We start from the raw sequence: 24,124 nt of genomic DNA on the forward strand, positions 1-24,124 counted from the left end.
CACTCTTCAGTGAGTTTTGTTTGCCGTTCCGATTGCTTCCACAGCCAGACGGTAAGAGTCGAGACCGAAGCCGGCGATAACACCAAGACAAACGGCTGTGAGCATAGAATGATGGCGAAACTCTTCCCGGGCGTGCACGTTAGAGATATGCACTTCCACCACCGGTACCGGGACTGCCTTGATGGCATCGCGGATCGCCACCGAAGTATGGGTATAGCCTCCGGCATTGAGGATGATTCCGTCACTGCCAAAACCGGACTCCTGTATTTTGTCGATAAGTTCGCCCTCGATGTTCGACTGGTAATATCCGATTTCGATATCCGGATAACCGGTCCGCAGACGTGTCAGAAAATCATTGAAGTTATCCTGGCCGTATACATTCGGCTCGCGCACACCGAGCAGATTGAGATTGGGTCCGTTAATGATCTGAATCTTCATATCTTTACTCTTTATATTTTATTCCGCATCTTTGTCTCACGCCTTGAAAACACAAAGATACGACAATATTTTGTAGTTTATATCTCTTGAAAATGCTGAGGGCATCACAGCATGTGACACCCTCGGCAATAAATAATGTATGTTAGTTTTTTCAGTTCTCTTCACCGGCGGCAACTGCGGAGGTTTCCGTGGCGGCAGAACCGTCGCCAAAGCTTGCATTGGCCATCCGCTGGTATGAACGGTAACGCCATTGTGCACTTTCCCTGGCAGCTTCAAAGAGCTCGTCTGCCTGTTTCGGGAATGATTTGATGAGTTGCGTATAACGTACTTCTCCCAGCAGGAAATCTTTGAATTTACTCCAGTCCGGTTCTTTGCTGTCGAGCTGGAACGGATTCCTGCCTTCGGCTTCCAGTCGGGGATCATAACGCCAGAGGTGCCAGTAACCACATTCAACGGCTTCCTTCTGCTCCGCCTGTGCGGTACCCATACCTCTCTTCAAGCCATGGCTGATGCAGGGCGAGTAGGCGATAATGAGCGACGGGCCCTGATATGATTCTGCCTCTTTTAATGCTTTGAGGTAGTGCCCCTGGTTTGCACCCATGGCGACCTGTGCCACATACACGTATCCGTAGGTAGCGGCAATCATACCCAGGTCCTTTTTGCGGATGCGTTTTCCGGCAGCTGCAAATTTGGCCACTGCAGCAATGGGTGTTGATTTGGAGGATTGCCCACCCGTATTGGAGTAGACCTCGGTATCTAACACCAACACATTGATATCCTGTCCGCTTGCCAGCACATGATCGAGTCCGCCAAAGCCAATGTCATATGCCCATCCGTCTCCGCCGAATACCCAAATCGATTTCTTGGCAAGATATTTCTCCATGGAAAGAATCTCGAGGGCTATCCTGTGACCGGAACCGCTCAAAGTGGATACAATTTGTTCGGATATGCGTTTCGATTCTTCGGCATCTTCCTTATGATTGATCCATTGCTGAAAGAGTGCTTTCTGCTCATCGGAAAAAGCATCGGACTGCAAACCCTGTTGCATCAGTTCCTGTAGATGATTACGCATGCTGGTATTGGCAATCACAAATCCGTATCCAAACTCGGCATTGTCTTCAAACAGCGAGTTAGCCCATGCCGGACCTTTGCCTTCTTCATTTTTGGTGTATGGCGTGGCAGGTGCCGAAGCGCCATAGATAGATGAGCATCCGGTGGCATTGGCAATCATCATCCGGTCGCCATACAACTGGGTAATCAACTTAATATAGGGTGTTTCTCCACAACCCGAACAGGCTCCGGAGAATTCAAAGAGCGGCGTGGCAAACTGTGAGTTCTTTACATTCATCTTCACATCCACCAGGTGTGCCTTACTTGAAATATTCTTCACCATATAATCCCAGTTCTGCTGGTTATCGAGCTGTGTGGCGATGGGCACCATCTCAAGCGCATTCACTCCTTTTTTACCCGGGCATACGTCGGCGCAATTGCCACAACCAAGACAGTCGAGCACATCTACCTGAATACGGAAGCCCATACCGGCAAACTGTTTCCCCTGAGCTTTCAGTATTTCTACCCCTTCACCCACACCTTTCACTTCCTCCTCATCGAGTACAAAAGGACGGATGGTGGCGTGGGGACAAACGTAGGCACACTGGTTACACTGGATGCAGTTTTCGGGATGCCAGACAGGTACGTTCACGGCAACCCCTCTTTTCTCGTAGGTAGTGGTTCCCGTTTCCCAGGTACCATCCTCGCGACCGCTGAAAGCAGATACAGGAAGACTGTAACCTCCCTGGGCGAGGATCGGTTTTACTACTTTCTGAATGAACTCAGGAGCATCATCTGATGTGTCGGCGGCAACCTGAAGAGTAGCCCACTCCGCGGGGACTTCAACCTGCTCCACCTCACCGCCGCGGTCGACGGCTGCATTGTTCATTTTTACCACTTCCTCCCCTTTTTTACCATAGGACTTCACAATGAATTTCTTCATCTGCTCTACAGCCAGGTCGTAAGGGATTACGTTGGAAATCTTGAAGAAAGCCGATTGCAGGATGGTGTTGGTACGATTGCCCAACCCAATTTCTTCCGCAATGGCGGTAGCATTGATGATATAGAACCTGATGCTGTTTTCAGCAAAATAACGTTTTACATGATCGGGAAGATGATTGGCTACCTCCTCCTTTGACCACAGTGAATTGAGCAGGAAGGTTCCATTCTTTTTCAGTCCGGCAGTCACATCGTAAAGATATAGATAGGCCGGCACATGACATGCCACAAAGTTGGGCGTGTTCACCAGGTAGGTCGAACGGATGGCGTTGTCGCCAAAGCGAAGGTGTGAACAGGTGAATCCTCCCGATTTCTTGGAGTCATAGGCAAAGTAAGCCTGCACATATTTATCAGTGTTGTCACCGATGATCTTGATGGAGTTTTTATTGGCTCCCACGGTACCATCGGAACCAAGACCGTAAAATTTGGCTTCATAGGTTGTTTCGTCCATGGAGACCTCTTCCTTTACCGGAAGTGATTTGAACGTCACATCGTCTACAATGCCAATAGTAAAGTCGTTCTTCGGCATCCTCATCGACAGATTGTCAAAGACGGATATAATTTGTGATGGCGTTGTATCTTTTGAAGAGAGACCATAGATACCTCCTACTATTTCAGGAGCTTCCTCCTTGCCATAATAGCAGTCCTTCACATCGAGATAAAGTGGCTGGCCGGTTGCTCCAGGTTCTTTGGTCCTGTCGAGCACGGCAACACGTTTGGCCGTGGCAGGCATGGCGGAAAGAAAAGCCGACGCCTTGAAGGGACGATAGAGGTGTACGGCTACCACGCCTACTTTCTCACCCTGCGCGGTCAGATGATCCACCACCTCGCGAATGGTTTCGGTGACTGAACCCATGGCGATGATTACCCTCTCTGCCTCAGGATCGCCATAATAGTCGAATAATCCGTATTTGCGGCCAGTCACTACCGCCAGCTTCTGCAGGTATTTTTCCACGATATCGGGCACAGCCTCGTAAAACGGGTTAGAAGCCTCGCGCGCCTGGAAATAAATATCATCATTCTGTGCTGTTCCGCGGGTAACAGGGGCATCGGGACTCAACGCCCTTTCGCGGAAGGCTTTCAGCGCCTCCTGGTTGATCAGCGGTGCCAGGTCGTCGTTCGACAGTACTTCAATCTTCTGAATCTCGTGTGATGTGCGGAATCCGTCGAAGAAATGAAGAAAGGGAACGCGGCTCTCAATCGCGGCAAGATGGGCTATAGCGGCAAGATCCATCACTTCCTGCACCGAACCGGTAGCAAAGAGTGCGAATCCGGTCGGCCGGGCAGCCATGACATCCTGTTGGTCACCAAAGATAGACAAGGCATGAGAAGCAAGTGCGCGTGCCGATACATGAAATACACCCGGCAGCAGTTCTCCTGCCATCTTGTACATGTTGGGAAGCATCAGCAACAACCCCTGCGAAGCAGTAAAAGTAGAAGTGAGTGCACCTGCCTGCAATGATCCATGCATTGCTCCGGCAGCACCCGCCTCCGACTGCATTTCCTGCACTAATACAGGCTGCCCGAAAATATTTTTCCTTCCGGCAGCCGCCCATTCGTCCACATATTCAGCCATGGTGGAAGATGGTGTGATCGGGTAAATAGCAGCCACTTCACTGAACATATAGGCGATATGAGCAGCTGCCTGATTACCGTCGCAGGTTAAGTAATTCTTTTTTTTGGTCATAATTATGTAATTACTAAAAGATTGAAATTTTAGTTAATAAATTACTAAATAATAAAGGTTTGAGCCACGAAATTACAACAAAAAAGTAGAAACAACAAACGATCATATCTTTTTGTTCACAAGAGACAAAAGATAACAGAAGATATATAAAATATATTTAAAAAATGATCTTTTCACTCAAGCATGACGTTATAGAAGAGGCAATGCGCGTTGCTTTCACGTTTATAACCATCATATGAAAATCATTATCATCGCAAACAGACTTCCCGTCAGGATAGAAAGAAGGGACGAACAGTTTTCAATAGAAAGAAGCGAAGGAGGATTGGCAACCGGACTTGGTTCTCTGGAAACAGAGGCTGAAAAATACTGGATTGGCTGGCCAGGCATCTATACAGAAGATGAAAAGGAAAAAGAAGAGATAACCGACAGTTTACATACACTCAACTTTCATCCTGTTTTCTTGTCGGCCGAACAAATCGAGAATTATTACGAGGGATACAGCAACAGTACAATATGGCCTCTCTGCCATTATTTCTTCTCCTTCATAGAGTACAGAGCAGACTACTGGGAGGCCTACAGGCAGGTAAATGCATTGTTCTGTAGTGAGGCACTTTCATTTATAGGAGACGATGACATTGTGTGGGTACAGGATTATCAGCTGATGTTATTACCGGGGATGCTCCGGAAAGAAAAACCAAATGCAAGCATTGGTTACTTTCACCATATTCCTTTTCCTTCATATGAGTTATTCAGGGTATTACCAGAGAGGGAGGAAGTGTTGGAAGGTCTTCTGGGGGCCGACCTGATAGGCTTTCACACACATGACTACATGCGTCATTTTATCAGCGCCATCTACAGGGTACTCGACCTGAACTGTACGCTCGACGAAGTTACCCTGCAGGAGAGAATTGTGCATGTGGACGCCTTTCCCATGGGTATTAACTATGAGCTTTACCACAACGCACCCACATTGCCTGAAGTGAAGAAGAAAGCAGACATGCTGAAAAACAAGCTGGGCGACAAGACAGTAATCCTCTCTGTGGACCGTCTGGATTACAGCAAGGGTATTCTGCATCGCCTGACTGGCTTTGCCCAATTCTTACAAAATCATCAGGAGTATCACGAGAAGGTGTCGCTGGCCATGATTGTGGTTCCTTCGCGGGACAGCGTGGATATCTATGCCGACCTGAAAACCAAAATTGATCAGTCGATCGGAGAAATAAACGGTAAATATTCCAGACTGGGATGGACACCCATTTTTTACTTTTACCGCAGCTTTACCTTCGAAGAGCTGATAGCCATGTATGACATCTCCGATATTGCCCTGGTAACTCCCCTGCGGGATGGCATGAACCTTGTCGCCAAAGAATATCTTGCCTCCAAATGCAATGAGCCGGGCGTGCTTATTCTCAGCGAGATGGCAGGTGCGGCAATTGAATTGCAGGATGCCATCATCATCAATCCCAACGATACTGATCAGATTGAAAATGCGATTTTGCAGGCACTGACAATGACGAGTGAGGAGAAAAACAAGCGGCTGCAGAAGATGCAGAAGAAGATTTCCAGGGACAATGTGAAAAAATGGGCAAACGATTTTGTCATTGAGTTACAGTCCATCAAGGCCCAAAACAAGGATATACTACAGAAGATAGTCGGTAAAAGACAACTTAACCAAATAAAGAGTGCTTATGATGAAGCCTCATCACGTCTTCTCCTGCTTGATTATGACGGTACACTTTCTCCTTTCGTCGAAAATCCGGAAAATGCGGTTCCCTCGGAAAGATTGCTGGAGATGTTGCAAAGTATGATCGGTGACGAGAAGAACAAAGTGGTGATTAACAGCGGAAGGAATCATCAGATACTCGACAAGTGGTTCGAAGGACTCAATCTTGATTTTGCAGCCGAACATGGTATATTTTACAAGGAGAACGGGAAATGGCAAAAAAATCTGCACGAAGAGGTAGTGTGGGACGATGAGATCATTGAGATTATTCAGCACACCATTGACAAGACACCACGTTCCTATCTGGAGCAAAAGGATGCTTCACTGGTATGGCACTACCGCAAGGTGGACGTGTGGCTGGCCGAGCTACGTGCCCAGCAGCTGATCAATGCACTTATCGGACCCTGTACACGGTTAAATCTGCAGATTGTGCCCGGCAATAAAATAGTGGAGATCAAACCGCCCGATTTCAACAAGGGCAGCGAAACGTTACGCAGGCTGGAACAACGGCCTTACGACTTTGTCATGGCAATAGGGGATGACACCACCGACGAAGATATGTTCCGTGTGTTGCCGCCTGAGGGGATAAGCATAAAAGTAGGAAACTTCTCTCCGGTTGCCAAGTATCGTATTCCGTTACAATCATCGGTGATCCCCTTCCTGTCGAACCTCATCAAAAAATAACATTTCATGAATTTTATCAATACAATAGCCTCACCGGGCACTTATCTCTATTATGTTTTTATTACATTACTCTTCATCGTACTTTTCATTACAATGACAATGACTCTTAACCTCGTACTCAAACGATGGAGCCGGCGTGCCCGCAAAAGCAAAAGCCTGGTGGACGACTTCATCATCCGCATCATCAGAGGATCGGCCATCTGGGTCGTTTTTGCGTTGTTGTTGCACGTTTTCAGTGCGTACCTGAAAGAAGATGAGCGGTCGTTTTCTCTTTTTGAACAGGCAAGCCGCATCCTGCTTATCCTCACCATCGGGTGGCTCATTATACAAATCGTGCGGGCGTTGTTTCACTTCTGGCAGAGAAAATTCGATATTCAGAACCCCGACAACCTGGAAGCCAGAAAAAGGCTGACGCAGATCAGTATGATTGAAAGGATTGCCGTAATTACCGTGGCGTTTATCTTTATCTCAATAGCCCTGATGACCATTGAATCGGTCCGGCAACTGGGCGTGAGTCTGCTGGCTTCTGCCGGGGTGGCGGGAATCATCCTCGGTTTTGCGGCACAGCGAAGCTTCGGACAGATCTTCTCCGGCATCCAGATTGCTTTCACACAGCCCATCCGGCTGGACGATGTGGTTGTCATCGATGGGGAATGGGGAAGAATTGAGGAGATCAATATTACCTATGCCGTAGTAAAGATATGGGATGAGCGGCGTCTGATAGTGCCGATCGATTATTTTCTGAACAACCCCATCCAAAACTGGACACGCAACTCTTCCAACATTCTGGGTACTGCCATGCTGTATGTCTCCTACGACCTGCCGGTGGATCCTCTTCGACAGGAACTGTCCCGTTTGGTGGCTGATAATTCAAACTGGGACGGGAGGGTGCAAAACATACAGGTGACCGACAGCAAAGAGTGGTATAAAGTACTCAGGGTACTGGTCAGCAGTTCAAATTCATCCAGTAACTGGGATCTACGGGTTGAGGTCCGGGAGAAACTGATCGACTTTATCAACACAAATTATCCCGGCTCATTTGCCAGGATACATGGAGATGCACCCACCAGCGATGCGGGACAAACATCAGGGACGAATAAATTTTGACAGTTGTTTCTCCTCCGAAAAGAGCACTGCCGTATTGATAAATGCCAGATGGGAGTAGGCCTGGGGAAAGTTACCCAGTTGTCTTTTGGTTTCGAAGTCGAGATCTTCACTATATAACCCCACATGGTTTGAATATGAGATCATCTTCTCAAAAATCTCTTTCGCCTCCTCCTGCTCGCCAATCATAAACAGCGCCTCTATGAGCCAGAATGTACAAATAGTAAAGGAAGAAGTGGGTATTCCGAAGTCATCTTCCGCCTTATACCGGTACATCAGTCCATTGTGGTAAAGATTCTCCTTGATAGCCTTCACCGTTTTCACATACCGCTCGTTTTCAGGCTCTATAAAATCGTAAAACTGCATCAGCAGCAACGACGAGTCGTAATCGGTATTGTCATATGCCTGTGTGAAACACTGCATTTCTTCATTCCAGCCTTTCTCGTGTACTTCAGCCTTGATCATGGCCGCTTCATTGCGCCATTTTTCGGCATAATAATCTCTTTGCAGGAGCTCCGCGATCAGGGATGCCCTGTCGACCGCCACCCAGCTCATCACCTTTGAAAAAACAAAATGCTTTTCCCGGGTACGGTATTCCCAGATGCTTCTGTCTGGATTCTGCCACGAAGCCAGTACGGCACGTACCAGATTTTTGATAATCTCCCAGATCTCCTCCACCTCGTCGAGCGTGCCTGGAAAATAAAGATAATATTTGTATATGATATCCAGCAGGTAGCCGATGGAATCATTCTGCACCTGATAATATGCCGCGTTGCCTATTCTCACAGGATGGGAGTTGGCGTAGCCGCTTAAATGAGAAAGCACCTCTTCGGTGAGGTCCCTCTCTCCCCGTATGCCATACATAATCTGGATGGGCTCCTCGCGCGACGACTTCAGGATGCGCTTCACAAAGCCGATGAAACGCTCTGCTGCGGTTTTCTGCTTCATGAACAGCAATGTGTCAATCGACATGGAAGCGTCACGTAGCCAACAATAGCGGTAATCCCAGTTGCGTGTTTCCCCGATAGTTTCGGGGAGACTGGTAGTTACTGCCGCGAGCATGGCTCCTGAATTTTGATAGGATAGCAGTTTCAGTACAAGAAGGCTTCGCTGAATCATATCGTTATACTGCAGATAATGCCGGGAGCGATTTGTAAAGTTAAGCCAGTACACCTTGGTGCGTTCATATTCGAGCAGAATCCGCTGGATGTCTATGGTCACCAGCTTCTGGTTATACGACAAAAGAAAAAACTGATGATCGTCGAGTTCCATCTCTTCCCTGTTTATGACCTTCTCCATATCCATGCTGGTATAGAGATAAATCTTATCCTCCGAATTTTCTTCCGAATAGGTTTTAATGTAACCGCTACCGACAATTTCGTGGTGTGCCCCCCCGCGGGCATAATTGATCTGCGGATCATATATTACCTTCAGCTTAGGGCGGCCCTTTATTACACGAATGTAACGATGTATCTCGGGAGGCATGTAATACCGGAGTTCTTCAGTTCTGTATCGGGGCATATAATCGAAGACAATGAAGCCATGCTCAGGTGACTCAAACCGCGTGAGGAGAATGTTGGTATGGCCGTGGTAGTTTTGGGTAATGCGATAATCGTCCGATACTTCAAAATGAAAACTCCCCCCCTTCTCTTCGTCCAGAAGCTTTGCAAAAACTGAGGGGGAATCGAAGTCGGGCAGACAAAGCCAGTCAATGCTTCCCTTTTTTGAGACCAGCGCTGCCGTGCGGCAGTTACCGATTATTCCGTAGTCCAGATTATTCATTTGATTCTCTTTACGGGATGTCTCACTGCTCTTCCTGCATGAAATCCCCGGTTTTTTTCAACGATAAAGGCAAAGATAAAACCTTCGGATGATTTCGTCGCATTACACGAAACAAAATTCGTTAAACAGTCATTTCGCCACGGAGAGAAACCTGCATGAGGCGCCTTACTTCAGCCGGTAATTTATATTTGCCGAAGAGTAACATCAGCTTGACCAGTGCAGCTTCGGTTGTAATGTCATAGCCACTTGTCACACCCAGCTTTTCCAGTTGCTGTCCGTTCCCGTAACGGTGCATCTCCACGTTCCCGTAAAGACATTGCGTGACGTTCGTCATCACGATTCCACGATCTATTGCTTCCCTCAACAGGTTGATGAACCAGGGGATGCTGGGCGAATTGCCGGTACCGTAGGTTTCCAAAATCATGCCACGCAGGCCGGGAATATCCAGATTCGCGCTCACTGCCTCAAAGGAGATACCGGGAAATAATTTCAATACCACGACATGAGGATCCATTGCATAATTGAAGCGGACAGGTTTGCTATAGTCGGGTGTCAGAATAAACTTTTCATTGTACCGTATATTCAACCCTGCCTCGGCCAGGTAGGGATAGTTGGGACTGGCAAAGGCACTGAAGTTGTCGGCATTTACCTTGGTGGTACGATTCCCGCGCATCAACAGATTCTGCATATAAATGCAGAGTTCAGGGACAACAGGAAGGCCTGCTTCATCCTTGTCGGCCGCGATCTCAAGCGCTGTGATCAGATTTTCCTTTCCGTCGGTACGCAGCTTCCCCACAGGGAGTTGAGATCCGGTAAGGATCACCGGCTTGGTAAGGTTCTCCAGCATCAGCCCCAGTGCTGAAGCTGTGTAAGCCATGGTATCGGTACCATGCAGAATCACAAACCCGTCGTAATCGTTGTAATTGTCTTCAATCACTCTGCCAATCTGCTGCCATATGGCAGGCGACATATCCGATGAATCGATCGGCGGTTCAAAGAGATGGGTATCCACCTGAAAATTCAGTCGCTTTATTTCGGGTATATTGGAGCGAAGATGGCTAAAATTAAAAGGTTCCAGTGCGCCCGTTTCCATGTTCTCCACCATTCCGATTGTTCCGCCGGTATATATCAGTAAAACCTTCGCATTGTAATCAATCATATTTTCTTTTTTTGCAAATATAACACTTTGTAAATAACGGCATATCTTTTTGATATTATTTTTCAAACACAGGCTCATAACAATCAAAACAAGTTGCATTTTTATACTTATTGGCCGGAATAGAGCGGATACGAACCAAACAGGAAGTGAATTGTTTAACTGATTAACTGAAATAATTCAGTAATTTTCGGTGTATTCCAATTAAATTATTTCTTTATGGCAACACATTCTATTTTGAGTAACTGGAGAGAGAACAATATTTTTGATACTGAGATCGACGGCCATACCGTCACCATAGACATCCCCGCAGCATCGGGAGGTGACAATGCAGGCCCTGGACCAAAAAAACTGCTGTTGGTGGCAGCAGCCGGATGTACGGGACTCGACATCGTGACCATGGCACGTAAAATGCGCATCGATCTGAAGAAGTTTGATGTTCGCATCAATGCCGAGGTGGCCGAAGAGCACCCCAAACAGTATACTTCCCTCCATGTAATCTACGAATTTGGAGGAGACGAACTTCCAAGGGAGAAGCTGGAGAGAGCCTGTAAAATGTCGTTCGATACCTATTGCGGCGTACTGGCCATGTACAAAAAAGCAGTCCCTGTAACTTACGAAGTAGTCATCCGGAACGAATAATTTTCAGGGGTCATTACGGAAAAATTTCCATATATTTTCCTACCTTTGCAAACTATTTCGGATTATACTTCATAAAATTTACTGAACTATGCAAACAATGGACTCGTTTAATTTTGCCGGTAAAAAGGCATTCGTGCGTGTGGACTTCAATGTTCCACTTGATGAAAACTTTAACATTACGGACGATACGCGCATCCGTGCAGCCATCCCTACATTGAAAAAGATACTGAAAGATGGAGGAAGTCTTATCATCGGATCACACCTGGGCCGGCCAAAAGGACCGACCGATAAATTTTCACTTAACCATATTTTGCCCCGTATATCCGAACTTTTGGGGGTGGATGTCCAATTTGCGAGCGACTGCATCGGTGAAGAAACGGAAGCAAAAGCTGCCGCCTTGCGTCCGGGTGAAGCCCTGCTGCTTGAGAACCTCCGTTTTTACGCCGAGGAAGAGGGTAAGCCCCGCAACCTGGCAGAAGACGCTTCGGCCGAGGAGACGGCCGCCGCAAAGAAGGCGGTGAAGGACTCACAAAAGGAATTCACCAAAAAACTGGCTTCCTATGCCGATGTATATGTGAATGACGCCTTCGGAACCGCCCACCGGGCTCATGCATCTACTGCGCTGATTGCCGATTATTTCGATGCCGACAGCAAGCTTTTCGGCTATCTGCTGCAGAATGAGATTACCGCCGTAGAAAAGGTGATGAAAGAGACAGAACGTCCATTCACCGCCATCATGGGAGGATCAAAGGTTTCCACCAAAATTGAGATCATCCAGAACCTCCTCGACAAGGTAGATAATCTGATCCTTGCAGGCGGGATGACCTACACTTTTGCCAAAGCATTTGGCGGTAAAATAGGCAATTCTATCGTGGAAGACGACAAGCTCGATCTGGCAAAAGAAATTGTGGAGATGGCCAAAGAGAAAGGTGTAAACCTGGTACTGGCAACAGATGCCAAGATCGCCGACAGTTTCAGCAATGATGCCAACACCGGTTTTGCTTCCGTGAATGAGATACCCGACGGATGGGAAGGTCTCGACATCGGTCCCGAGTCTGAAAAAGCATTCACCGAAGTGATCAAAAACTCAAAGACTATTCTATGGAACGGACCCGTAGGTGTGTTTGAATTCGATAATTTTGCCGATGGCTCCAGGGCCGTATCCGATGCGATTGTGGAAGCTACCCGGAAAGGGGCCTTCTCCCTCGTGGGCGGCGGCGACTCTGTAGCCTGCGTGAACAAGTTCGGGCATGCAGACAAGGTATCATACGTGTCCACCGGTGGCGGTGCGCTCCTCGAAATGATTGAAGGAAAGATACTCCCGGGCGTAAAAGCGATCAGGGGATATTAACTCCGAAGTAAATAAAGACATACAATAATGCTGGGGCGGTTCATTGGTTTGAAACCGCCCTTCTTTTATTCTTAGAAATTCAATAGCCGGTTCCTGCGTATTCTCAGCATTTTTTTGTAATTTTGGCCTCAATTTCAAACAGAACAGCATCGTCTGCAGGAAACCGGACTTTTCACAGGTTCAAAGATTGTCTGAAATTGGTTTTCACGTTTCAAAGCCTTTTTGGCCAATTCCGCCGGGTTCGGTTCTGTCTGATCCATTCAGATTCAATCTTATAACAATGAATATTTCGTACAACTGGCTCAAAGAGTATCTGCAATTTGATTTATCACCGCAGGAAACTGCAGATGTCCTCACCTCCATTGGACTGGAAACAGGGGGCGTGGAGGAAATTCAAACCATCAAAGGAGGACTCGAAGGTTTGGTCATCGGGGAGGTACTTACCTGTGTGGACCATCCCAACTCCGACCACCTGCATCTGACCACCGTAAACATTGGCGGCAGCAGTGAACCGTTGAGAATTGTATGCGGCGCTCCCAACGTAACAGCCGGGCAGAAGGTGGTAGTAGCTACTGTGGGTACCAAGCTCTATGCCGGTGACGGGGAATTTACAATAAAACGTTCAAAGATACGGGGCGAGGAGTCGCTGGGTATGATCTGCGCCGAAGATGAAATAGGTATAGGTACCTCACACGATGGCATCATTGTGCTTCCCCACGATGCGCCGGTGGGCATGCCCGCAAAAGAGTATTACAATGTGAAGAGCGACTATGTGTTTGAGGTGGACATCACCCCCAACAGGGTGGACGCCGCCTCTCACTATGGCGTGGCGCGCGACCTGGCAGCATGGCTTCAGCAGGCAGGGAAAAAAGGCAGGCTTACCAGGCCATCGGTCGATGCATTTGCCACCGACAAGAAAGAAGGGGGCATAGAAGTAGTGGTTGAAAACCGGGAAGCCTGCCCCCGCTACTCAGGACTCACCATCAGGGGTGTTACCGTGAAGGAGAGTCCCGACTGGTTGAAAAACAAACTGCTGCTTATCGGCCTGCGCCCCATCAACAACATTGTGGACATCACCAACTTCGTGCTGCACGAGACCGGGCATCCCATGCATGCGTTCGATGCAGCTTATATCAAGGGAAATGAAGTGGTAGTACGCACGCTGACCGAAGGGACAAAGTTCGTCACACTCGACGGGCAGGGGAGGACGTTAAGCGGACGAGATCTGATGATCTGCAACGCCGAAGAGGGAATGTGTATTGCCGGTGTATTCGGCGGCCTCGACTCGGGTGTAACCGAAGAGACCAGAGATCTTTTTCTGGAATCAGCTTATTTCAACCCTACCTGGGTACGAAAGACCGCCCGCAGACACGGGCTGAACACCGACTCCTCCTTCCGTTTTGAGCGCGGCGCCGATCCCAACAATACGGTATATGTCCTGAAACGGGCCGCATTGCTGGTGAAAGAGCTTGCAGGCGGCGAAATTGAGGGAGAGATACGCGACATTTATCCCGAACCGGTAGCACAGCAGGAGGTGACACTCTCGTACAAGAAAACAGATGCGTTGATCGGGAAAGCCATCCCCAGAGAAACTATAAAAAATATTCTGCACAGTCTGGAGATTACCATCACACACGAAAATGAGGAAGAGCTTACGCTGCGTATCCCTACTTATCGCGTGGATGTGACCCGCGACGTGGATGTGATTGAAGATATTCTGCGCATCTACGGATACAACAACATTGAGATCAGCGATACACTGCGGGCCAACCTCTCCTACCAGACGCCTACCGACCGCAAGCACAAACTGCAGACACTCATCTCTGAACAGCTTTCAGCAAACGGCTTTGGTGAGATCATGAACAACTCTCTCACAAAAAAATCATATTACGAAGGGCTGACAAGCTATCCTGCAGCGCACTGTGTGTCGCTGTTGAATCCTTTGAGCAACGACCTGGGCGTGATGCGTCAGACACTGCTCTTTGGCGGGCTCGAAAGCATTGCCTATAACCGCAACCGCAAGCATGGCGATCTGCGTTTTTACGAATTCGGGAACTGCTACCGCTTCAATGCGGACAAAAAAAGAGAAGATGAAATTCTTGCGGAATATACTGAGGAGACACGCATCGGATTGTGGATATGCGGAAAGCTCACCCACAAGAACTGGGCAAAGGTCGAAGAACAAAGTACCGTCTTTGAACTGAAAGCACATTTGCTAAACATCCTTAAAAGACTGGGGGCCGACAGGGACAGATTGCAGTTTGAACAGTTACAAAATGAGTTTTTCTCCACCGGAATGACCGTCCGTATCGCCAAACAGGCCATCGGCAGCTTCGGTATCGTCTCCCCTAAAATAAGTCATCTCTTCGATATTGATACTGAGGTCTACTTTGCAGAGATGAACTGGGATGCACTAATGAAGGAAACGGAGAAACAGTCGGTTCGGTTCTCCGAAATAAGCAGATTCCCGGCAGTAAGCAGGGACCTTGCATTGCTGATCGGTAAAGAGATCACCTTCGCACAAATAGAACAGATTGCCTTGCGGTCCGAAAAGAAATTACTGAAGGAGATAACCCTCTTCGATGTGTATGAAGGGAAGAACCTGCCTGAGGGAAAGAAGTCCTACGCGGTCAACTTCCTGCTCCAGGACGAAGAGAAGACACTAAACGACAAGCAGATTGATGCCGTGATGCAGAAGATCAGGCAAAACCTGGAAAAAGAGATTGGGGCACAGTTGAGATAGATTGATTGGACTATGTGCCGATAGTGGATTTGATGAGGCAAATAATTAGAAACTTAAAACAGCTCTGTAAAGCCTTGCATAAAGACTTCAGATCAGATTCATAAAAATATGGGAAGAGCATTTGAATATAGAAAAGCAACCAAGCTGAAACGATGGGGCAATATGGCCCGCGTATTCACCAAACTGGGAAAACAGATCACCATTGCCGCGCGTGAAGGGGGTCCCGACCCTTCCACCAACCCACGGTTGCGCGTGCTGGAACAGCAGGCAAAAAAGGAGAACATGCCCAAAGAGAACGTGGAGCGTGCCATCAAGAAAGCGACAGACAAGGATGTGTCAGACTATAAGGAGATGGTCTACGAAGGTTATGGACCGTTCGGCATTGCCATTGTGGTGGAGACGGCCACAGACAATCCCACACGCACCGTGGCCAACGTGCGCAGCTATTTCAACAAACATGGCGGTTCGCTGGGTACTTCAGGAAGCCTTGAGTTTTTGTTTGATCACAAATGTGTCTTCAAAATAGCGGATAAAGAGGGTGTCTCACTCGAAGATCTCGAGCTGGAGCTGATTGATTACGGAGTAGATGAAGTGATTCCGGATGAAGGTGAGATCCTGCTCTACGGTGATTTCAAATCATATGCCGACATTCAGTCCTACCTTGAGGAGAATGGCTTTGAGATTCATTCTGCTGAATTTGAACGTATACCAAACGATACCAAAACCCTTAATGAGGAACAACGAGCCCAGATTGAGAAGCTTCTTGAGAAGTTTGAAGAGGACGAAGACGTGCAGAATGTGTTTCACAATATGGACGAAGGGAATGAAGAATAATCGCCCTTCCTGTTAAAAATGAAAGCGAGGCACATAAGTCTCGCTTTTTTTGTAGCGCATAGCGGAATCGAACCGCTATTCATTGCCTGAGAAACAATTTTCCTAACCGTTAGAAGAATGCGCCTTCTGATTGGATGGTACAAAATTACGGAAAAAGTGAAACCGTTGTATCCAAACAAGCCATTTTTTTTTATTTTTTCAACTCATCATACCTGTCGAGCGCCTCCTTGGCCGCTGCATAAGAACTTTTCCGGCACATATGCAGGTCTTCCTCTAACCGCGCCAGCAGGTTTATAATATCCGGATTGTGATAAAAACTATTACGAAGATGCTCATTGATAGTCTCATACATCCTATATTTGGCCTGCTCGTTCCGTTTGCGGTAGAAATATCCATTCTTCTTCACGAAGTCGATGTACCGGTCCACCATGTTCCATATCTCCGCAATGCCAATGTTATAATAACCCGAATAAGTCAGCACCTCGGGTGTCCAGCCCGAGTCGGGAAGAGGAAAGAGATGTAAGGCGTTACGCAGTTGCCTTCGTGCCATTCTCGCCTTGTCTATATTATCTCCGTCAGCCTTGTTGATGACGATGCCATCGGCCATCTCCATGATCCCTCTTTTAATTCCCTGAAGCTCGTCTCCCGTACCGGCAAGCTGAATGAGCAGAAAAAAATCGACCATAGAATGTACGGCAATCTCCGATTGCCCTACACCCACTGTCTCGATAAACAGATAATCGAATCCGGCCGCTTCACAGAGTATGATGGTCTCCCGTGTTTTTCGGGCCACACCGCCCAGTGAACCAGCCGAAGGTGAGGGACGGATAAAGGCATTCTGTTCTACAGAGAGCCTCTCCATGCGGGTTTTATCTCCCAGGATGCTACCCATGGAACGTTCACTCGACGGATCTATTGCCAGCACTGCCAGTTTATGTCCTTTTTTCAGCAGATGCATGCCAAAGGTATCTATGGAGGTACTCTTACCTGCCCCGGGGACGCCGGTGATACCCACGCGGATAGAATTCCCGGAATAGGGAAGACATTGTTCTATGATGGCTTGCGCTTTCTCCTGATGATCGGGCCTCGCACTTTCTACAAGAGTGACGGCCTGACTGAGGATCACCCTGTTGCCGGACAGGATCCCTTCCACATAGTCAGACACGGAATGATGACTGCCCCGGATCTTTTTCTTCAGATAGGGGTTTACACTGGGAGGTTGAGTAACACCTTTATTAACAGTCAGTCCTTTGTAATGTGGTTCATTTTCGGGATGTTCCATTATCTGCTGATAAAATTAAGACCGAATGAAGTCTTTTGCAAAGATACTTCATTCGGCCTATATGTCAAATTTTGCCGGTTTATTGCTTTGGCGTTACCGTTCCCTTGATAGTGAGCACATATACCGTATCAGGGACATTGGTATAGACGGTGATGGTCTTGTTAAAGGTGCCCGGACGTCCTACCGTGGAATATTTCGCGGAGATGGTGCCCTTTTTTCCGGGCAACACCGGTTCGCGTGTGTAACTGGGTGTGGTACATCCGCACGATGCCGACACACGTTGTATGACAAGAGGGCTTTTACCGGTATTTGTAAATTCAAACCGGGTGGTTACCGCACCAAGCTCTTCCTTAATGGTGCCGAAATTATGTTCCGTGCGCGCAAAGGCCACCTCCGGCTTCTGCTGGGCAAAAAGCCCGCTGCCCAATAAAAGGGTGAACAGAAAAATAATACTCAATTTCTTCATCGTGATATCTATAGTTTTAAAACTTTTCTTTCTTCTACGTACGACACAAAAGTAACAATTAAGTTTAGTTCCGGCTTATTCTTTAACAATAATTCTGATTCCGGCAGTATGCGAGGTAAACTCAGGTGCATACATGCACTGAATTGTCGTCACACCATTGGCATAGCTGCCGCCACGAGTCACGTAGACCGCATATTCAAAGATGTAGGTCCCGCGGGGAAGCAGGTCGAAATAGAAGTTTGTGGAAGCATCTTTCGATGTTTGGTAGTAGAGAATACCACTCTGCCGCCTGATACCCGAGAGCTGATCTACCGGCTCAAAAGCAACAGCCCTCATATCTTTCAAATGCACAAACTCCAGGTCCCGGTCGGTACGTACAGTCAGTCGCATCACCACCTTATCACCCACCCTGATCGGATTCTCTCCGGTGACACGTATCAGTTTGGTTCCCGAGGCATCGGTTTGCTCTACAAACAACTGTTTTTCAATGTCGAGGGAAGCATCGTTTTTACTGATTTTGTCCAACTCCTCGTAATATTGACGATACAGTGCACCCCAGGCAGGAGCGATTCCTCGGTGAGTCACCGTGACTCTGCCCATTTCAGGAACAATCTCATTTCGGCTCCAGCTCTCCTTTATGTAACCCGTACCCTGTTCACGTTCCTTTGGCTCCACAAGGCGTTCACCTACTGTGATTACCGTCTCACCCCGTGTAGAAAACCAGTCGCCCCCCATACTCAGCAGCGCATAGACTGCATCGGCGGTGGCATGGGTGGACTCCCACATCTGGGTTTGCTTTTGTTTCAGCAGCCAGCGCTTCATATTGTCAGTCTCACCCTCCCTGGAGCCTCCTGCACGGAAGGCATCCATGATGAAGGTGTGAACAGAGACGGCCGACTGCGACATGAATACCTGCGCCCGGTTGTTGGGCCAGTACATTCCCATTTCTTCCGAGACAGATGCATGCTCACGAAAGGAGTTCAGTATCTGCTGTACAACATGGCTTTTACCCTCACGTTGCAGAAGAAGGGTAATCAGTGCACGTTCATAAAGGCCGTATGAGCTCCAATATTTCTCTACCACGGAGCGGTAGAAGGAAGTCATTCCCTTTATTTCTTCATCCATGGGATGTTGGGCATAAGCACTACGGACATACAAATATTCCAAATCGGTGCGGGGTAACGACTTAATATTCTTCCAGTCCTTGTTAAGCTTCTTCAGCTCGTTGAAGCGGCGGACGGCTTCCGCATCGATAAAACCGATCGCCTGCAGCTCCATGGAGAGTGTTTCACCGGAAAATTCCACAGCATTCAGTTCCCTCAATCGGTTGAAACCATACAATATATATTGTGTGATTCCTACATCGGGGCTGAAGCCTTTAAACCAGCTCCAGCCACCCTGGTTGGTCTGGAGTTCCTGCAGCCTGCCAAGTGCGGTCCGGGTAAGGTTGCCGCTTCGGTTCAGGTCGAAAAGCAACGACAATTTTTCTTTTTGTTCAGCTTCGGTTCCTGCTTCAAGTACCCAGGGGGTCTCTTCCAGCAGGATATTTTTCAGTTCCTGGTTTTTCTCCAGATTGGAGAGAAGCGTCTCTTTGCTTCCGTCCTGTTTTTTCCATGCTTCGAGCATGGCAGTAACCTCGGGATATGCTTTACCAATGTGCGCGCCCAGCGTGTTGGCATAAAAAGAAGCAAACCAGGATACCGCATTATCACTCACCGGTTCTCCCAGCACAGGCAGAGCCTGTAGAGCGTACCATGCCGGGTTGGAGGCAAACTCAAGCGTAAGACGGTAATCACGGGCTGATTCCGACGGGTTGTTTAGCAGGCGGTCCATGGTAAATGTCTTCGACTGGTTCCCGTTCACGTCGAGTCGCATGCTTTCGGTTACCAGCATCCGGTTGGGCAGGACAGCCAGCACATGCTGCTCACCGTCGCTGAATTGTGCAGTACGTGCCACGATACGCACGCCAAGGAGATCAATACCCGAAGGTACATCGAATATCCAGGATAAATCGGAAGAGGCTCCTTTGGCCAGCGAGAATTCCTTCATCGGGTTGGGCACTGGAATATTATCCAACACCTCATCTGTGGCAGGATCGAAAAACTCCAGCATAACTTTTCCAGTTTGGGTACTGTCTGAAAGGCTGGAAATTTTGGTGGAGAGGACCGTTCTGTCGCCATGACGCAGGAAGCGCGGCATATTTGGAGTAACCATCAGCTCTTTCTGCGAGATGGTAAATGCCTCGGTTGTTCCGCTTTTCAGGTTTTTATCGTGAGCCAGCACCCTGAAACGCCATCTGGTATTGCTTTCGGGCACGGTAAAAGAAATCTGGGTTTCTCCTTTTTCATTTGTTTTGAGACGGGGATAAAAGAAGGCTGTCTCGGCAAAGTTCCGGCGGATAGAAGGAGGTGCATCCGTTCCCTTGAGCGACGGCGATGGAGGTACGACGTTTGCATCACGACTGGTTAACCCCTTCTCTTCCTTCATTGCCATATCAAGTGACATTTCGGAAATCACTATTCCATTCTGCTGTCTGGGTTGTGCATATCCCGCAACCACGCTCTCATTCAGCTGTCCTCCTCTGAGCATCATCCTGTTATTATACAAAGAAAATCCATGCCAGTTAAAACGGTCGAATAAGAACGACATCTCATCTTTCACTGGAATAAGAAAGTTTCCCCATGCCGTCACGGAACCGAATGACTGGTCACTGTGCAGCTCCATCATGGAACGATACCGGTTGTATGAGAAGAGGGTAAGGTTCCAGGGCTGTGACGGATAAATCTGGTCCAGCGAAAAGTCATACATCGAAGCCAGTACTTCCGCCATCGACGGATTATCTGCGCTATCGGTAACCGTTATCCTCCACTCCTCCTTTTCTCCGGGACGAATCCTGTCACGGAATACATCAAGCTTCACTTTTAGATTTTTATCTTCTTTTTCAGGGTGCACATCCACATGGTGGGCATAGAATCTCTCTCCTTTCACGTAGGTAAGCATCAATGTAACACCCCCCTGGTATTGGTTGTTATAGGCTATGGAGAAAAGTCGGTTTTCATTTTTCAGTTTTATCCATTTTCTTTCCAGCAGCCTTTTCTCCTGCCACAGTTCATACAAAACATGAATCTGTTCTGATGCACCCAGGATCACCTCTGCGTTCTTGCCGGGAGAAAAAGAGGTTTCTTTTCTTATGAGCCACTCATCGGTTTTGATGGGGGGTCGCTTGTCGGCAAAGGAATAAAGAACAAAGTCATGTTCTGTCTTAACCGGATTTTTCCGGTGGTCTTCCGCCAGCAGTCTTATCCGGTATTTTCCTGACGACAGCCGGCTCAGTCTCTTTTGGAGCTGAGGCTGAAGCCCTGTTACAAAATCGCCTTCAAGTACAAGCCGGTCGGTGGAGTCATTCTCCTTCACGGAGTAGAGTTGATAAGTTCCTTTGGACTCAATATCAGCACCATCGGTATTTTTGGCAAGTATTGTGATTTGCTGGTCGCTTTCTTTCTCCAGTCGCGTCGGTATATCTATCTCCAGTATCATGGAGAGATCACCCACCGTAACGGTGTAGGTTCCTGTCTGTGTCTCCCCGTTCAGATCGGTCACGGAAACCTCCACCACAAAAGAAAACATAGATTTGAGCGAATGTTGCTCATCGGGTTTTGTGGGTGTGAAGGTGATCTCAAATGCCCCATTCTCGTCGGTAGTGACCACGCCCTCTGTGAAATGTTCCGGTGTGCCGCCCCATCGCCACCACCAGGGTTGCTGTCTGGTTATGCGCCAGTCTGCCTCCGCCTGTTGCAAGCTGATACCCGAAAAGTTTACCGCCCTGCCCTTCAAGGTAATCTCTTCGCCGAACTTGTAGGTCTTCTCTATCTTTTCAAAAGTCACTTCAAATGTGGGTCGTTTATATTCTTCTACTTGAAAACTCACATTCCCCGACTTGGTTTCTATGGTGAAACCTCCTGTCAGGATGTCCTGAGGTAGCGAAAACTCTCCCGACACCGATCCGTAATCGCTGGTTATCAACGTCTGTTTCGAAATTTCACGGTTGTTGGCATCCCGCAACACAAAGTCTACCGCTTTATTTACCACAACAGAGCTTTCCTCTTCGGTTGTGCGGGTGAGTACTGCCTTGAAGAACAGAGTCTGTCCCGGCCGGTAGAGACTTCGGTCGGTGAAGATTGTCGCCGTTTCCCCCCCGGCAGGTTCGCTGCCGGAGTAGTTTTGATATGCATAAGGAAGCCGGCTTAGCAGCGAACCGTTGTCATTTCCCGAAACAGCATGATAAAAGACATCCTGGTTGGGGATCTCTTTCCGGTATACAGCCATTCCCTGTTCATTGACAGGGAGGATCTCCACCGTAGTGAGGGCAGAATTACGCCAGTTGCCCGGCAGTTTGTATATTTTTATTTTTGCTCCTTTCACCGGCTCACCTGTCACCCTGTTTACCACAAAGAAATCATAACGATCTTTTGCGGATGAACGGGTAAAAACGGAAAGGTCGGAGACGGCGAAATAATAATCGGAACGATTGTTTCCTGATATTTCCGGTGATGTGTCGAACGTAAGCTGATATACTCCGGGAGCGTCCACGGCCACCTCAAAGAGTGTCTCTCCCTGCAAATATTCAGCCACATCAGGTAAAGAAACAGAAATATTTTTCAGAAAGGTTTTTTTATTTTCAATCATACTTCCGGCATTATATTGAGCCATAGACACATCAACCGGTGAATCGATCTTATACAACTTCGCATTCAGCGATACAATATTTTTAAAAGTAACCTTTAGCTTTTTCTCTCCTTTTACAGGGAATATCTTTTTTCCTGAAACCGAATAGTGAGGTTGTGTCAGCTGCCGGAGGCGATTCTCCAGTACCGATACCCGCCGGTACTCCGGATATCTTGCGATGTTGGCGCGCAACAGTTCATAAAGTTCCCGCGTTTTTTCCATGCGCTGGAGGCTGTCGCTCCTGGGCATTTCCCAAATCTGGCGCTGATATAATGCAGCTATTTTATCAATAACCTCTACAGATATTCCGTTTTCCTTCCATTTTTCCTGCAGCTGCTGCAGCGATGGCAGGGCATGGGTAGTATATGCTGAGTGCAGAGCCGACAAATAATCGAGTTTATCCAGTTCGGTTAACAGTACCGATTGTCGCATCCCTCTTTTCAGCAGGGAAGCCATCAGTTGCCGATAAATTTCGAGTGTCCACAATCCGTACTCCGGAGCCTGCGGACTGAATGAGAGTGAAACAAACTCATCTGCCGGTGAAAACAGCGATGCAAGTGTAATATTTTTACGTGTGAGCGTGCGGCTGAAATCCCCATCCGTCTCTATCTGTCTGAATATTTCGATGGCACGGTTAGCCAGAAAATCATAGATGGTGGGATAAAAGATGCGTGAATCTTTTCCCAATTCCACCACAGGAGCGTAGAATACCACATCCGCATTTAAAAGTTTATCCGCGGGGCCAAGTGAAGCACCTAAATGTTCAGTCACCTTATTATTAAAAATTTCCCTTGTCCACTCCTTCATGTCGGCAGGCACAAAATCACCCAGTTCCGTACGTTGATCAATCGTCCACCGGTCTCTCCTGTAATATTGCAGATACAACTCACCCAGCATGGAATGGAGTACCGACTGTTCCACTTCATCGGTACTCTTCTTCACCATCTCATTCAGATTTCTGAAAATAAGCGTATCTCTTTGCTCATCCAGAACCAGGTCATATTTTCCCTGATAAATCAGCGCTTTGATCACCTGCGGGCTATTCTTTTCCTGTATTGCCCTGCGCAGGATACTGTTTACTTCTGCCGCGGCCGATTGAGGAAGTGACTTTTCTTCAAGTTCAACAACTTTTTTCCAGGCCTGATCATACCTCATAGTGTGTGTTGTTTGTGCAGACAGAGCCAGAAGACCCACCAATGCCATCCACAATAAAAAATATCGTTTCATCGGTTTATATTTTAACGTTATGCAAGAACATAATCCAAGCAAACTTGTCTTCTGTCCTATTTATTCATTTATTGTGTAGTAACAATTCATTCCTTATTTGGTTGAAAGAGAAGGAAAGAAAACCGCACATAAAGCTCTCTTTGCCACAAAGAAGATGATGAAAGTATTATAAAAGAAAATAATAATATAGGTAAAGGCAGCCCGGAGAAACCGTCGGGACTGCCTTTTCAT

Annotated in this window: 13 protein-coding genes and 1 tRNA gene; 6 read left to right on the forward strand and 8 right to left on the reverse strand. The window is 47.7% G+C overall.

Annotation, left to right across the window (positions count from 1 at the left end; translation table 11 throughout):
• Positions 1-6 precede the first annotated feature (6 nt).
• Positions 7-438 (reverse strand): type II 3-dehydroquinate dehydratase, encoded by a 432-nt coding sequence (aroQ, locus tag AC1HCU_RS10330; RefSeq protein WP_480365721.1) that lies wholly within the window; start codon positions 436-438, stop codon positions 7-9.
• Positions 439-589: 151 nt separating this feature from the next.
• Entirely contained in the window at positions 590-4,174 is a 3,585-nt protein-coding gene (gene nifJ / locus AC1HCU_RS10335; protein ID WP_480365723.1) for a pyruvate:ferredoxin (flavodoxin) oxidoreductase, read from the reverse strand.
• A 235-nt stretch (positions 4,175-4,409) separates the two neighbouring features.
• On the opposite strand from nifJ, the gene AC1HCU_RS10340 reads away from it, so the two are divergent.
• Positions 4,410-6,581: a bifunctional alpha,alpha-trehalose-phosphate synthase (UDP-forming)/trehalose-phosphatase gene (locus tag AC1HCU_RS10340; protein ID WP_480365726.1), complete on the forward strand. Its 2,172-nt coding sequence runs from the start codon at positions 4,410-4,412 to the stop codon at positions 6,579-6,581.
• Between the two features lie 6 nt (positions 6,582-6,587).
• Positions 6,588-7,688, forward strand: coding sequence for a mechanosensitive ion channel family protein (locus AC1HCU_RS10345; RefSeq protein WP_480365729.1), 1,101 nt, complete (start codon positions 6,588-6,590; stop codon positions 7,686-7,688).
• Here AC1HCU_RS10345 and AC1HCU_RS10350 read toward each other — a convergent pair.
• Entirely contained in the window at positions 7,668-9,467 is a 1,800-nt protein-coding gene (locus tag AC1HCU_RS10350; protein ID WP_480365732.1) for a glycoside hydrolase family 15 protein, read from the reverse strand. The two genes, AC1HCU_RS10345 and AC1HCU_RS10350, sit on opposite strands and share 21 nt — an antisense overlap.
• 121 nt (positions 9,468-9,588) lie before the next feature.
• Positions 9,589-10,626 (reverse strand): asparaginase, encoded by a 1,038-nt coding sequence (locus AC1HCU_RS10355; RefSeq protein ID WP_480365734.1) that lies wholly within the window; start codon positions 10,624-10,626, stop codon positions 9,589-9,591.
• Positions 10,627-10,842: 216 nt separating this feature from the next.
• On the opposite strand from AC1HCU_RS10355, the gene AC1HCU_RS10360 reads away from it, so the two are divergent.
• From AC1HCU_RS10360 to AC1HCU_RS10375, 4 genes are all read left to right on the forward strand, one after another.
• Positions 10,843-11,265 carry an OsmC family protein gene (locus AC1HCU_RS10360; protein ID WP_480365735.1) on the forward strand — a complete coding sequence of 141 codons (423 nt, stop codon included), beginning with the start codon at positions 10,843-10,845 and terminating at the stop codon, positions 11,263-11,265.
• Positions 11,266-11,353: 88 nt separating this feature from the next.
• Positions 11,354-12,616 (forward strand): phosphoglycerate kinase, encoded by a 1,263-nt coding sequence (locus tag AC1HCU_RS10365; RefSeq protein WP_480365737.1) that lies wholly within the window; start codon positions 11,354-11,356, stop codon positions 12,614-12,616.
• Between the two features lie 280 nt (positions 12,617-12,896).
• Positions 12,897-15,359: a phenylalanine--tRNA ligase subunit beta gene (gene pheT, locus AC1HCU_RS10370; RefSeq protein ID WP_480365739.1), complete on the forward strand. Its 2,463-nt coding sequence runs from the start codon at positions 12,897-12,899 to the stop codon at positions 15,357-15,359.
• A 108-nt stretch (positions 15,360-15,467) separates the two neighbouring features.
• Positions 15,468-16,193, forward strand: coding sequence for a YebC/PmpR family DNA-binding transcriptional regulator (locus tag AC1HCU_RS10375; RefSeq protein WP_480365740.1), 726 nt, complete (start codon positions 15,468-15,470; stop codon positions 16,191-16,193).
• Between the two features lie 52 nt (positions 16,194-16,245).
• Here the strand turns inward: AC1HCU_RS10375 and AC1HCU_RS10380 are convergent.
• From AC1HCU_RS10380 to AC1HCU_RS10395, 4 genes are all read right to left on the reverse strand, one after another.
• Positions 16,246-16,317, reverse strand: a tRNA-Glu gene (locus AC1HCU_RS10380).
• Between the two features lie 66 nt (positions 16,318-16,383).
• Positions 16,384-17,475: a methylmalonyl Co-A mutase-associated GTPase MeaB gene (gene meaB, locus AC1HCU_RS10385; RefSeq protein ID WP_480365742.1), complete on the reverse strand. Its 1,092-nt coding sequence runs from the start codon at positions 17,473-17,475 to the stop codon at positions 16,384-16,386.
• Between the two features lie 79 nt (positions 17,476-17,554).
• Positions 17,555-17,941, reverse strand: a complete 387-nt coding sequence (locus AC1HCU_RS10390; protein WP_480365744.1) for a DUF1573 domain-containing protein — start codon at positions 17,939-17,941, stop codon at positions 17,555-17,557.
• A gap of 75 nt (positions 17,942-18,016) precedes the next feature.
• The gene (locus AC1HCU_RS10395) at positions 18,017-23,893 is read right to left on the reverse strand and encodes an alpha-2-macroglobulin family protein (RefSeq protein WP_480365746.1); all 5,877 of its coding nucleotides are present in this window, start codon (positions 23,891-23,893) and stop codon (positions 18,017-18,019) included.
• Positions 23,894-24,124: the final 231 nt, after the last annotated feature.

This window comes from Proteiniphilum sp. LBM24028 (genome assembly GCF_056629195.1).